Here is a 754-nt window from a genome sequence, read left to right on the forward strand (position 1 = left end):
CCGGGTGACAACTACGTTTCTGTACTGCCTCTTCCTTGGATAATGGAGCAGGTGTATGTGGTTGGTCAGGCGTTGATTTCGCGTCAAATCGTCAACTTTGTTGAAGAGCAAGAAACCATGATGTCGGACTTACGCGAGATTGGCCCGAACTTTGTGCTGCTTGCACCGCGCGTGTGGGAAAACATTGTGGCTGATGTGTCTGCACGAATGATGGACTCCACACCGTTCAAGCAGAAGATGTACAAACTCGGTATGAGCTTAGCGAACAAAGCGCTGGATCAAGGCAAACGCTCTAAGCTGGCGGAATGGATTCTTCTGCGCGCTCTACGCGACCGTTTAGGTTTCTCGAATCTGTCTTCTGCGGCTACCGGTGGTGCGGCAATGGGGCCAGATACTTTCCGTTACCTACAAGCGATCGGTGTGCCACTCAAACAGCTTTATGGCCAGACCGAAATGTGTGGCGCGTACACTGTACACCAAGCCGATGACGTGGATTACGATTCAGTTGGTGTCGCATTTGACAATGCGGACGTGAAAGTCATCAACCCAGACAGCAATGGGGTGGGTGAGATCATCGCGAAAAGTACCGGCATGTTTACCGGCTATCTCAATAACCAAGCGGCGTACGATGAAGATGTTCAAGATGGTTGGATGCACACAGGCGATGCGGGCTACTTTAAAGATTCTGGCCACTTAGTCGTTATCGACCGTTTGAAAGATATGTCGGAAACTAGCCACGGCGACCGTTACTCTC

The 754-nt window shown here is 50.9% G+C and carries 1 protein-coding gene; it reads left to right on the top strand.

Annotated features, from left to right (window positions below; all coding sequences use genetic code 11):
* A partial coding sequence (locus tag R7E78_RS26225; protein WP_318058620.1) for an AMP-binding protein occupies positions 1-754 on the top strand: 754 nt, incomplete at both ends.

This window comes from Vibrio sp. YT-19(2023) (assembly GCF_033337395.1).